10 protein-coding genes are annotated in these 12,991 nt (G+C 39.1%); 1 reads left to right on the forward strand and 9 read right to left on the reverse strand.

Annotation, left to right across the window (positions count from 1 at the left end):
- Positions 1-167 precede the first annotated feature (167 nt).
- Positions 168-1,199: a rod shape-determining protein gene (mreB, locus tag ISU02_RS15590; protein WP_194702763.1), complete on the reverse strand. Its 1,032-nt coding sequence runs from the start codon at positions 1,197-1,199 to the stop codon at positions 168-170.
- Between the two features lie 169 nt (positions 1,200-1,368).
- Positions 1,369-2,640 (reverse strand): UDP-N-acetylglucosamine 1-carboxyvinyltransferase, encoded by a 1,272-nt coding sequence (gene murA / locus ISU02_RS15595; RefSeq protein ID WP_194702764.1) that lies wholly within the window; start codon positions 2,638-2,640, stop codon positions 1,369-1,371.
- A gap of 363 nt (positions 2,641-3,003) precedes the next feature.
- Here murA and ISU02_RS15600 point away from each other — a divergent pair, with 363 nt between their 5' ends.
- Positions 3,004-4,113, forward strand: a complete 1,110-nt coding sequence (locus ISU02_RS15600; RefSeq protein WP_194702765.1) for a M20/M25/M40 family metallo-hydrolase — start codon at positions 3,004-3,006, stop codon at positions 4,111-4,113.
- Positions 4,114-4,379: 266 nt separating this feature from the next.
- Here ISU02_RS15600 and ISU02_RS15605 read toward each other — a convergent pair whose 3' ends face one another.
- From ISU02_RS15605 to atpA, 7 genes are all read right to left on the reverse strand, one after another.
- Positions 4,380-5,639 carry an MFS transporter gene (locus ISU02_RS15605; protein ID WP_194702766.1) on the reverse strand — a complete coding sequence of 420 codons (1,260 nt, stop codon included), beginning with the start codon at positions 5,637-5,639 and terminating at the stop codon, positions 4,380-4,382.
- Positions 5,640-5,775: 136 nt separating this feature from the next.
- A complete protein-coding gene (locus ISU02_RS15610; RefSeq protein WP_194702767.1) occupies positions 5,776-7,182 on the reverse strand; it encodes an amidohydrolase in 1,407 nt (468 codons plus the stop codon).
- A gap of 425 nt (positions 7,183-7,607) precedes the next feature.
- Positions 7,608-8,480 (reverse strand): LysR family transcriptional regulator, encoded by an 873-nt coding sequence (locus ISU02_RS15615; protein ID WP_194702768.1) that lies wholly within the window; start codon positions 8,478-8,480, stop codon positions 7,608-7,610.
- A gap of 234 nt (positions 8,481-8,714) precedes the next feature.
- The gene (locus ISU02_RS15620) at positions 8,715-9,131 is read right to left on the reverse strand and encodes a F0F1 ATP synthase subunit epsilon (protein ID WP_194702769.1); all 417 of its coding nucleotides are present in this window, start codon (positions 9,129-9,131) and stop codon (positions 8,715-8,717) included.
- Between the two features lie 14 nt (positions 9,132-9,145).
- Complete coding sequence (gene atpD, locus ISU02_RS15625) at positions 9,146-10,549, reverse strand: F0F1 ATP synthase subunit beta (RefSeq protein WP_194702770.1); 1,404 nt, start codon at positions 10,547-10,549, stop codon at positions 9,146-9,148.
- A 32-nt stretch (positions 10,550-10,581) separates the two neighbouring features.
- The gene (gene atpG, locus ISU02_RS15630) at positions 10,582-11,439 is read right to left on the reverse strand and encodes an ATP synthase F1 subunit gamma (RefSeq protein ID WP_194702771.1); all 858 of its coding nucleotides are present in this window, start codon (positions 11,437-11,439) and stop codon (positions 10,582-10,584) included.
- Positions 11,440-11,463: 24 nt separating this feature from the next.
- Positions 11,464-12,975: a F0F1 ATP synthase subunit alpha gene (gene atpA / locus ISU02_RS15635; RefSeq protein ID WP_194702772.1), complete on the reverse strand. Its 1,512-nt coding sequence runs from the start codon at positions 12,973-12,975 to the stop codon at positions 11,464-11,466.
- Positions 12,976-12,991: the final 16 nt, after the last annotated feature.

The following is a 12,991-nucleotide window of genomic DNA, read 5'->3' on the forward strand; positions in this document are numbered from 1 at the left end:
GTCACTTATTCACCAGTAATATACCATAAAATTTGGAGGACTTCAAGTTTTACGCCAAATACTTCAATCTTATGCCCAATATAAAAGGATTCCAACGGGCACCTTATTATTCCAAAAGTGCTATGAAATCCTCTTTAAGATTCATTATTCAATTTATATCCACTGCCCTATAGATAGCGTTTGCGCGAAGAGGTGGTCATCATGTTTTTCTCCAGAATATGAAGATATTCAAGACTCATTCCCGTGCCTTTTGCGACACAACTCACTGCATCATCTGCTATGTAGGTAGGGATGCCCGTTCTCTTTTCGAGCTGCTTATTTAATCCAAATAAAAGCGAACCGCCACCCGTCATAACAATGCCTCTAGAACTGATATCTGAAGCGAGCTCTGGTGGTGTTTTTTCGAGCACGGCGTGCACCGCATCGCAAATTGAATTTACGGATTCACTTAACGCCTCTAACATTTCATCGCTTGAAATGCTAATATTCTTAGGTAAACCTGTGATCAAATCACGACCTCGACAATCCATCTTAACCATTTTTGTTCTTGGATACGCTGTGCCGATATTGATTTTAAGCTCTTCAGCGGTTCTTTCTCCAATTAAAAGATTATGTCTTTTTCTCATATATCTTATAATCGACTCATCGAATTTATCGCCTGCGACTTTAATAGAATTGCTCACGACAATGCCATCGAGTGAAATAACTGCAATATCAGCTGTGCCGCCTCCAATGTCAATGACCATATTGCCATCTGGTTTTGTAATATCAAGGCCTGCCCCAATGGCAGCTGCAATTGGCTCTTCAATTAAAAAGGTCTTTCCACCTCCGGCTTCAGTGGTTGCATCAAGAACGGCTCTCTTTTCAACCTCAGTGACGCCACTTGGAACACAAACAATGATTTTAGGTTTAAATAATCTTCTTTTTCCACATGTCTTATTGATAAAATATCGGAGCATTCTTTCAGTCACATCATAATCAGAAATAACCCCATCTTTCAGAGGCCTAATGGCAATGATATTTCCTGGTGTACGTCCTAACATTTTTCGTGCTTCGTTGCCGACTGCCAGTACCCGATCCGTATTTTTATCAATGGCAACTACTGAAGGTTCTCTTAGAACGATTCCCTTGCCTTTAATATATACCAACACGCTGGCCGTTCCTAAATCTATTCCAATTTCAGCGCCGATTCCAAACATGAATTATCCACCTTCCGCATCATTCTATATTGACAATTCAACGCTCTACAAAGCAATATTCTGAACATCCCTAGATGTCTCAATCTCATTTCCGCTGAAGCTGTCTGAGGTTGAATACGCCCACCTCTAAGCAGTACGAAAACACATGTGCCTCATAGAATCGTCGATTTTACTTCTCGTTTTCTTCAATTCGTCTTATTTTCGCACCAAGGCTTACCAAATCTTTTTCGATCTGAGGATATCCTCTGTCAATGTGATAGATATCATCAACTTCTGTGACGCCTTCTGCTATAAGTCCCGCTAAAACAAGCGCAGCACCCGCTCTTAGATCAGTCGCCTTTACTTGTGCACCTTGAATGTCTTTCACACCTTGTATAACCGCACTATGGCCTTCAATCTTGACATTCGCACCCATTCTGTTGATTTCAGCAACATGTCTAAAACGATTTTCAAAGACTGTCTCTGTAATCACACTTGTACCCTCAGAGATCGATAAAAGCGCCATAAATGGTGCTTGAACATCTGTTGGGAAACCCGGATACGGCAAAGTCGTAATATCCACGGCCTTTAATCCACCTGTGGACATTACTCTGATCCGATCGTCATCATCTTCCACAGTCACACCCATTTCTCTAAGTTTGGCCGTAATCGGCTTAACATGACTTGAAACCACATTTTCAATTGTAACGTCTCCGTTCGTCATTGCAGCTGCAACCATATAAGTTGCTGTGATAATACGGTCTGGCATGGTTTGATGTTTAGATCCCTTAAGTGCAGTTACACCGTTGATTCTAATCGTATCTGTTCCAGCACCTTTTACATTGGCGCCCATTTCGTTTAAAAAATTGGCCAAATCAATAATCTCAGGCTCCTTTGCAGCATTCTGAATCAAAGTTTGACCCTTTGCCATTGTGGCAGCCATCATTATATTCTCAGTAGCCCCAACACTTGGGAAGTCAAGGTAAACTTCTGAACCAACCAATCCATTTTCAGCTTTGGCTTCAATATAACCATGCCCTAAAGTCACCTCAGCACCCAGCGCTTGAAAACCCTTTAAATGAAGATCAATTGGTCTCGCACCAATGGCACACCCTCCCGGCATGGACACTTTGGCAATACCTTTCTTAGCAAGTAGAGGTCCCATCACTAGAAACGACGCCCTCATCTTTTGAAGCAGCTCATATGGCGCCTCACAGTTCAATGTTTCACTCGGTCTGATTTCAAGCGTTTCTTCGGTTTTATCATAATTGACCACTTGCCCCAATGACTCAAGCAACGTAATCATAACTTCAACATCTAATAAATCTGGAACACTTTCTATTACACAAGCCTCTTCTGCTAGCAAAGATGCTGCCATAAGTTTAAGAACAGAGTTTTTTGCACCGTTAATTTTAACTGTTCCTACTAAAGGCCCACTCTTTTCAACTAATAATTTTGCCAATTGTATCCTCCTGATCACTACCAAAAATATATTTTATATAAAGTATTTACGCATATTTCAACTCAATCTTGTAAACCTGTTAAAACTCTTATACACATTTACTATTATATATAAAAACAGTGTATCATTCTACATTAATTTTTTTTTTTTTTATTTTTTTGCTCTCAAAGGGTTTTTTTTACACAATTTCATCAAATATTACAATTATGACACACGAAGATTTATTGCCTGTATGTCCAACTCAAACCCTATACTTATTCAATGCCTAGTAAAATTTGAGGTCAAAACACCTATTTTTTAGTATAATGACAGTATAAAAATATTAATGACAAACATAAAACTACATTTTACAAGGGAGGCATTATGATTAATCGAATACGTCTTGTTGAAGCATTTATGAAATACGTTCAAATTTCAAGTCCCACCAAAAATGAGGGGGCTTTTGCAAAATTTATCAAAGTCGAGCTTGAAAAACTAGGTCTTGAAGTTGCCATTGATCACGCAGGTGAAAAAGTAGGCAGTGATACAGGGAATATTATCGCCAATCTGGAAGGAACACGTGAGGGAGAGCCTATTTTATTGAGTTGTCACATGGATACAGTCTCGCCAGGTGTTGATATCAAGCCACTCATTAAAGAAGATACCATCTACAGTGATGGCACCACTATTCTAGGTGCAGATGACAAAGCTGGTATTGCTGCGATCTTAGAAGCACTTGCTGTCATAAAAGAAAATAATTTGCCACATGGCCCAGTTGAAATCTCTTTCAGCATTTTTGAAGAAGGCGGACTCTATGGCGCTAAGAACCTGGACTTTAAACAGTTTAAGTCACAACAGGCTTTCATCTTCGACAGCAGCGGTGATCCTGGACAAATTATCATTCAAGGTCCTGCACAAGACAAAATTCATGTTACGATTAAAGGCAAACCCGCTCACGCTGGTGTATGTCCTGAAGAGGGCATAAGTGCTATAATGGTCGCTGCTAACGCTATAAATCAGATGAAGCTTCTGAGAATAGACTCTGAAACAACAGCTAACATTGGCAGTATTCAAGGCGGCAGTGCCACCAATATCGTTACGCCAGAAGTTCAAATTCTAGCTGAAGCGCGCTCTTTAGACAATGATAAATTAAAAGCACAATCGAATCATATGAAAGCTTGCTTTGAAAGTGCTGCGGATCAATTTGGTGCAAAAGCTGAAGTTCAAATTAACCGTATGTATGATGCCTTTAAAATCGATGCTCACGATGAAATTGTCAAAAAAGTTGAAATGGCTTGTACAAGCGTTGGCATTAAACCTTCTACTGCATCCTCAGGCGGGGGCAGCGATACCAATGTCTTCAATACAAATGGGATCAAAGCTATCAACTTAGGCATTGGCGCGCGAAAACCACATACACTGGATGAGCACATCCACATCAATGATCTTGTCAAGGCTTCTGAACTCGTATTGGAAATCATCAGACTTTCTTAGACAACAAGTTAGAATAGTCTTGAAGCTTTTTTTAATAGACCCAGATTGCCTCAAAAAAAGATTTCTCAATGAAAAGCGTTTTAACAAACGCAATTGTTTGAGAAATCTTTATTTTTTTGGCTGCCATCAGATCTGTTTACTTCTTGATATTTTTCTTTTATGTGGGCATTCTATCTTTATCCTCTACCCGGTCATCGTCTACAACACCATGGCAAAATATTTTTCCTGTCTATCTCGTATGTGCCACTTTCAAATAAGTATACGATTTAAAAAAATATGCAAGTCACATTTGATCGCAAACTTCTTTTAGAAAAAATAGTTAGAAATGCAATAATAGAGATCACTGCTATTACAGTTAAAAACAAAAATATCATATCAAAAGAACCTTTATTGGCATCTACTATAATGCCTATGATAAAAGGTGCCGTGAAACTACCTGCTTGAGATCCAAAATTAACGAGACCAACAACCGAGCCCGTAACCTCTGATGAAAACTGTTTCATAATCAGACTGTTTATAATTACAAATATAGCAGTTACACATGCAATCGTTATCCCTTCAAAAATGAAAAACAGCGTTAAAGAAGATACTCTATACATCATAAAGACAGAAAATGCAGTCAAAATAGACATGACCATCGCCAGTTGCTTCACTGTATTCGTTTTCAGTTTGTCTGCAATTATACCACTTGCAAGCATGGCAAGCAATCCAAGTACTGCTGGCATCATCTGCCATTTCCCTGCGGTCATCAGACTTAAATGACGAACCTGTACTAAGTAGGTTGGCACCCATGAATTTATGCCCCATGTGATAAGACTTACGCAAAACCCCACCACACACATACTCCATACAAAAGGGACTTTAAGAATTTGTCTAAATGCTAAGCTTTGAGGCTCATTTATAAAATGATCATCGATTTTATTTTGAGTCCTCTCCGGCAATTTTAATATCATCAAATAAAAGACTGCAATCACTACACCCAATGCCGCTATCATGTGAAACAACACTTGCCATCCCATTATGCCTATAATCCATGCAAAGAAGATCGAACTGACAACTGCAATGATAACCCCTGAAACCAATAGTATTGAAATTGCTTTGCCTTGCTCATTTCTCGGAAAAACTTGTGCAATTGTTTTCAAAGCAGTTGGGTAAAATGCCCCCAAGCTAAGTCCTAGTAAAAAACGAAACAAGATTAAAACAGATGCAGACCATGCTACTCCCGAAAGAGAGGCAAAGATAGACCAAACGAGTATGCTACTGATTAAAACTTTTTTAGGGCCATATCGATCTGCCAGCCACCCCCCTGGAATCTGCATAAGTGCATATCCAAGAAAAAAACTACTCATTATGAAGCCTTGTGTTGACGCACTTAAATCAAAATCTTTACCAATTTCCAATATGGCATAGTTAATTGAAAATCTATTTAAATTTCCAACACACCATCCTAAAAATAATAAAGTTAATATCATATATCTACTTTTATTTTCGACAGCATTTTCAATAGAGTTTGATTTATTGATCATATTTTTAGCGTCCTTTCCATTTGAATTTGGTGATTTATTGGGCCGTTTATTTAAAACAAATTTACATTCATATCTTGACAGTATTAACTTCTACAGTTTTTTCCCATCGCAATATAAAATTGTTTTGAGATCGAATTTACGTGAGTTTTACCTTTTTAGGCACTGCATCCGCACCAATATTGATTTTATATTCCAAATTCTTTGAAGTTTCCTTAAATTCATCTTTGACCTTATTCATGAGATTTTCATCTGTCATCAATTCACAACATGCACCCGCTAGTGTTTTCGAGGCAAATAACATGCCATGAAACCCTATATCTGAACCCGTACAAGCTGTCGCCTGCCAAGTATGTGTAAATACACCTATTGGCCAAGTTGCACAATACACAGCTCCAAATGGAAATACCCAACTGAGATCGGCATCTCCAGAAACTGGGAATACATCAGCATCTGTCTTGGGTACAACTGCATCCAACAAAATCTGATCATGGTACTCTGCTGGAATTTGGAATGCCTTTGCTCCCCTGAGTTTCTGCTCTGGTGTAAATTGATCTGTCAATTCTTTTGCGAACTTATAATCTGCCTCAGTAAATGATGGACCTCCCAACTCATTCATATTCTTTACAAATAAATCAGCAATCGTCTGATTTACAATGACTTCATTGCCGCCACCTAAAACTTCAACACTCTCAAGTGTCGTTCCAGTCATCATAGCCGCTCCCTTTGCCACATCCACAAGACGCGGAAATGCTTCATCTAGTTGCACTCGTTTAGGTGCTCTCATCATGTACCAAGACTGGCATCGATCTGGCACCGTATTTGGTGCAATGCCATTTCCCAAAATAGAATAATGAAACATAACTTCGCGTGGAAGATGCTCGCGCAAGTAATTTGCACCGACATTCATCAATTCGACTGCATCCAGTGCACTGCGTCCAATGTGAGCTTGAGGCGCATGGGCTGTAAGTCCTTTAAAGCTAAACACAACAGAAGTTGCCGCTAGGCAAGGCACCCTCCACGGCATATTATTAGATGATGGATGCCAATACAACAGTGCATCACAATGATCAAAATAACCATCTCTTAACATAAATAGCTTGCCAATAAGCTCTTCTTCCGCAGGACATCCGTAATATCGAATTGTGCCTTGAAGTTCTCCGCGTTCTATTGCCTCTTTAATAGCTATAGCTGCTCCTACACCACCGGTTCCCAATAAATTGTGACCACATCCATGACCATGACCACCCTGCACTCTTACTTTTCTTTCCGGCACAGAGTCCTGAGATAAACTTTCAAGTGCATCGTACTCACCCAAAATACCTATAATAGGTTTCCCTTCTCCATACTCTGCAATAAGAGCAGTTGGTAAATCTTTTAGCCCCAGTACAACCTTTAGTCCAGCCTCTTCCAATACTTTAGCTTGTAATTTTGAAGCATACTCTTCCTCCAATGAGACCTCTGGATTTTCCCAAATATCACGTGCCATTTTTTTTAACATATCACTGTTTTGATCAATACAGTCCCAAACTTTTTTCTTAATCATAAATACTCTCCTCACATAATAAATTTAGTTTATTAAGGTGACAATGAGCCACAATTAATGTCTTTCTGTATCTCGCCCCCCTCTTTATCACATTTTTAGGCTCTCCTTTTGTCTCATAAGTCAAGTGCCTTAATTGTTTTAATGATAATATTGATTGTCTGCAATAACCAATATATGTTTTTGCATGTATTGATAGTCTTTGGGCTATCATTCTGTTTTTCCCGTCAGACCAGATCACATTCAAAAAAAAATAAAGCTTTCAATAATTTATATTGAAAGCTTTGATTAAAGCAACAAGATTTGAGCCGAAAGCTGTGAAGAGACATGTTCAACCTCAAACAGCGTCAACGAAAATCGTTTTGAGACATCGAAAGATAGTTCAAATGTTGTTTCTATTAAATGAATAGAGTCATTTATCTATTCTCTTATTTTAAAAAGTCAATTAAATATTCTTTAAACCGTATCGAATTGCTACTTAAATAGTGATCCTTGATGAAAGACAGTGCAATTACTCTACTACATACGGGTACCTTTATGGGAATCGAAACCGATAAATCTGGTTGAACACCATTCCATTGGAGTCTCGGAAGCAAAGCAACGCCCATGTTAGAATTGACCATCTCTATTAGATTGGTCGCGATGTCGGTCTCAAAAACTATAATGGGGTTAAATCCAGCTTGGCGACAAAGCTTTTCAGTCAAATCTCGTATGCCGAATCCTTCTTTTAAGCATATAAAGGGCTCATGTGCTGCTTCAATCAAATTAATTGCCTTATAAGTTGCAAACTTATGCTTTTTTGAGACAACTAAAAAAATTTCTTCCACTGTAAGTGGAATGCACTCTATAAAATCGTCTTCAATCGGTGGAGAGGTTATGCAAAAATCAACTGCTCCATCTTGAAGCTGTTTTTTCATTTTTTCAGTTGGCCCCATCGTCTGTTTAAAGACGGTGTTAGGAGAAATTTTCAAATAACCTTCGAGGATCTTAGAAAACGAACCGATATTATTGGCTGCAATTGTAATATTCAAACTTTCATTTTTCAACATTTCTGCCAATTCAAGTTTACCATTTTCAAGTTCTGAAAAAATTCTTTCTACCCGGTATAGGAATGCCCTACCAAAGTGGTTCAGCTTAATCTGCCGCCCCACACGTTCAAACAAAGGCACGCCTAATTCATCTTCCAATTTGGAAATCACTTTGCTTAAAGAGGGTTGCGCAATATGAAGTTCTTCAGCCGCATGTGTCATATGCTCGCATCTTGCAACCGTAAGGAAATATTTTAATTGAATCAAATACATTTTTCACACTCCTTTAAATCTAAAGTGCCGTCCTCTATATGCTATTATCATAAATCATTACTTCAGTTTGGTAAAGGGAAGTAACGATAAACACAGCAACAATCAAAGTTTTAAGAAAGAATCTCTCATAGAACCCCCCTTGTAGAATGCCTTTGAGCCCATTTAAAAACATTCAAAGGGGCTGTTGCTCATCTAATTTCTCAGATTTGCAACAGCCCCTTTTTTTGAATCATATTACTTATTTTCGTAAAGTCTCATACGATTAATTGCTCTTTCAAGTGCTGCTTTTGCTCTTGCGACGTCAACGTCTTTGTTTTCCACTTTATGAATATGAAGTCTATGTTCTGCACGCTCTTTGGCTTTTTGTGCACGTTCAAGATCAATTTCATCTGCCCATTCAGCAGAATCTGTGATAATCGTCACTTTTTCATCGTTTACAATGACAAAACCTTCAGTACAAGCGGCCCATCTAAACGCACCGTTATCCTGCTTCACACGTATACTTCCTATTCTCAGTGGCGCAACAAGAGGCTCGTGGTCATGTAAAATTCCAAAATCTCCCTCAGTTGTTCTCACAATGGCCATCTCCGTTTCGTCACCAAAAAAGATACGGTCAGGTGTCACAACTTCAAGATTGAATTTTTTGCCCATTCGCTACACCTCCATTACGCTCTACTGGCTTTAAATTTGTCAACAACTTCATCTATTGAACCGCAGAAAAGAAACATTTGCTCTGGGATCTCGTCATGAAGTCCATCTAAGATTTCTCTAAAACCGCGTATTGTGTCTTTTACAGGCACATATTTGCCTTCGAATCCAGTAAATTGTTCCGCTACATTGAACGGTTGAGATAAAAATCTTTGAACCTTACGCGCCCTTGTAACGACTAATTTATCTTCATCAGAAAGCTCATCCATACCTAAAATTGCAATGATATCTTGAAGTTCATTATATCTTTGAAGCATCTCTTGAACTTCACGCGCAACATCATAATGTTCATGACCGACAACTTCTGGAGTCAAAATTCTAGATGTTGAATCCAGTGGATCAACCGCTGGATAAATACCAAGTTCAGAAATCTTTCTTGAAAGAACTGTGGTTGCATCCAGATGGGAGAACGTCGTCGCTGGTGCTGGGTCCGTTAAGTCATCCGCAGGCACATATACAGCTTGTACCGATGTGATTGAGCCTTTATTAGTGGATGTAATACGCTCTTGTAAAGCACCCATATCTGTTGCAAGCGTCGGTTGATAACCAACGGCACTTGGCATACGACCAAGTAACGCGGAAACCTCTGAACCCGCTTGTGTAAATCTGAATATATTATCGATAAAAAGTAATACGTCTTTACCTTCTTGATCCCTGAAGTATTCCGCCATTGTAAGCCCAGTTAAGCCCACACGCATTCTCGCTCCAGGAGGTTCATTCATCTGTCCGAATACAAGCGTCGTCTTATCCAAAACGCCTGATTCTTTCATTTCATGATAGAGGTCATTGCCCTCTCTTGTTCTCTCACCAACACCTGCAAATACGGATAATCCACCGTGATTTGTCGCAATGTTGTTGATAAGTTCTTGGATGATAACCGTTTTACCAACACCTGCACCACCAAAGAGACCAATTTTACCACCTTTTGCATAAGGTGCAATTAAATCGATAACTTTAATTCCTGTTTCAAGCATTTCTGCCGTTGTATTTTGATCAACAAAAGCAGGTGCTTCTCTATGGATTGGCCAAAACTCAGCATCACTGCGCTTTATTTCTCCAGCTTCGTCTATAGTCTCTCCAAGAACATTGATCAATCTGCCAAGTGTTGCTTTGCCAACAGGCACGGATATAGGTGCGCCGGTTGCAACTGCATCGATCCCTCTGATAAGGCCATCTGTTGAACTCATCGCAACAGCTCTAACTGTATTATCTCCAGTATGTTGCATTACTTCTGCAACAATATGAATCTCACCAAAATCTATTGTTACCGCATCATAAATATTAGGAAGCTGATCTGCTTCGAATCTAATATCGAGTACAGGTCCAATAATTTGCACGATTTTCCCAATCGCTTGAGCCATACTCTTTCACTCCCTTTCAATCGAATTTCGAGTTATTTAAGTGCCTCTGCACCACTTACAATTTCTGAAATCTCTTGCGTAATAGCTGCCTGACGAGCCTGGTTGTAAAAGAGTGATAATTCATCAATAATGTCTGCTGCATTATCTGATGCACTTTCCATAGCAACTCTTCGAGCTGCTTGCTCCGAGGCTGACGATTCTATTAAGCCACCATAAATTGTACTCTCAACGTATTTTGGAATGACGTATTTAAGCACTTCTTCAGCAGATGGTTCATAGTTGACAAATTCATCAGATGTTTCTTTTTCACCTGAGTGATCGTGTTCAATTGGTAATAATTGAATGAGTTCGGGTGATTGCGAAATTGTACTTACAAATCTTGTATACACAAATTTCACGGCATCAACTTCTCCAGAATCAAACATACTCATAGCCTTCTTTGCAATTTGAATTGCATCAAAATATTCTGGTTTTTCCGATATTCCTAAAAAATAATCTTCAATCTCATAACCATAACGGTTGATGATATCAAATGCTCTTTTACCAATTGTGATGAATTTGGCATCTTTTTTATCTTCTACTTCACTTATCGCTTTTTTGATAGCATTGATATTATAGCCACCACATAAACCACGATCTCCTGAAATGACAATATAAAGTGTCTTCTTAATTTCGCGATCTGCCACATAACTCATGCGAATACTCTTGTCTTCACTGAGAATGTCTTGAACCGCTTGTTTAACCGTTTCAAAATAAGGCTTTGTGATGTCCATTTTGCTTCTTGCTCTTCTAAGCTTTGCAGTAGATACTAATTCCATTGCCTTGGTGATCTGCATGGTGCTATTAACGCTTCGTATCTTACGCTTTATATCGCGCATATTACCTGCCATTATTAGTCCCTCCTACAAGGAAGTTTACTCTACTTCAAAGCCCGCTTTGAATTCACCAATTGCAGCTTTAAGTTTCTCTTCCATTTCGTCTGATAAAACACCAGCTTCTACAATGCTTTTACCGATTTCAGGATAATTTGTATTGAGGAATTCCATATACTCAGATTCAAAACGTCTGATATCTTTTACTTCAACATCCATCAAATACTTATTAACCACGGCATAAATCATCATAACTTGGTGCTCAACTGACATTGGTTTATATTGTGGTTGTTTTAGAATTTCCATTAGTCTCACACCATGATCCAACGTCGCTTTTGTATCTTTATCCAGCTCTGAACCGAACTGAGCGAAAGCAGCGAGTTCTCTGTATTGTGCAAGTTCCAGTTTAATTTTACTTGCAACTTTTTTCATGGCTTTGATCTGTGCAGAGCCACCAACCCTTGACACTGAAATACCAGGGTTTACTGCAGGTCTCTGTCCAGCATTAAAAAGTTCTGTTTCAAGATAAATCTGTCCGTCTGTGATTGAGATAACGTTTGTAGGGATATATGCAGATACATCGCCTGCTTGCGTTTCAATAACAGGTAATGCTGTGATCGAACCGCCACCAAGCTTATCGCTCAGCTTAGCTGCTCTTTCAAGCAATCTACTATGAAGGTAGAATACGTCTCCTGGAAACGCTTCACGCCCTGGTGGTCTCCTAAGAAGCAAGGACATTGCACGATAAGCCACCGCATGTTTAGATAAATCATCATAGACGATGAGTACATGCTTGCCTGCATACATTAATTCTTCAGCCATTGTGACACCTGAATAAGGCGCAATGTATTGAAGCGGTGCAGGATCTGCTGCAGAAGCTGAAACGACGCAAGTGTACTCCATAGCACCATGATCTTCAAGTTGTTTCACGATCTGCGCAACAGTTGATTTTTTCTGACCAATTGCAACATAAATACAGTAGACATCCGTCTCCTTTTGATTGATAATGGTATCAATTGCAATTGCCGTCTTTCCTGTTTGTCTATCACCAATGATGAGCTCACGTTGACCACGACCAATCGGAATCATTGAGTCAATGGACTTAATACCCGTTTGGAGGGGTTCATTTACAGATTTACGCTCGATAACACCTGTTGCTTTTGCTTCAATCGGTCTAAACTTATCTGATGGAATTGGACCTTTACCATCAATTGGTTGTCCTAATGCATTTACAACACGACCAAAGACGTGTTCTCCAACAGGTACTTCTACGACTCTTCCAGTTCTCTTAACTAAGTCGCCTTCATTAATATGTTGATCTGATCCAAATAAAACAACACCGACACTATCTTCTTCAAGGTTGAGAACCATTCCATAAATTTCCTGTGGAAATTCTAGCAGCTCCCCAGCCATACACTTTTGTAGGCCATGTACTCTAGCAATACCATCGCCGACTTGAATTACAGTACCGGTATCCTCTACTTGAAGCTTAGACTCATATTTTTTAATCTGTGACTTGATCACAGAACTAATTTCTTCTGGTCTTAGATTCATGTCTAACACTCTCCTA

The organism is Fusibacter ferrireducens (assembly GCF_015352425.1).
GTDB lineage: Bacteria > Bacillota > Clostridia > Peptostreptococcales > Acidaminobacteraceae > Fusibacter_A > Fusibacter_A ferrireducens.